1 pseudogene is annotated in these 302 nt (G+C 59.3%); it reads right to left on the bottom strand.

Going from position 1 to position 302, the window contains the following annotated elements:
- Positions 1-302: pseudogene (locus KBI52_RS00495) on the bottom strand (acetyl-CoA C-acetyltransferase); the annotation flags it as partial.

Genomic DNA, 302 nt, shown 5'->3' with positions numbered 1-302 from the left:
TCCTGGGAATGCGTTGCATGGGCGAGGATCTCCGCAACGATGGGAAGTCCTTCACGTTCAGCCACTGAGCGACGTGTCAGTACGAGGGCTGCGGCCCCATCGGCATTGGCGGAGGAACTCGCCGCCGTGATGGTGCCATTCGATCGGAAAGCCGGCCTCAACGACGGGATTTTCTCTGGTGAGACTCTCAACGGGTTCTCATCCGTGTCGATGATCATATCGCCGGTCTTTCCTGGAATACTGACTGGAACGATCTCGTTGATGAAAGCGCCCTCGTCGACCGCAGTCCGTGCGCGGGTCAG

Source organism: Microvirga sp. HBU67558 (assembly GCF_018069605.1).
Lineage (GTDB): Bacteria > Pseudomonadota > Alphaproteobacteria > Rhizobiales > Beijerinckiaceae > Microvirga > Microvirga terrae.
This window is presented reverse-complemented; position numbering and strand designations above follow the sequence as displayed.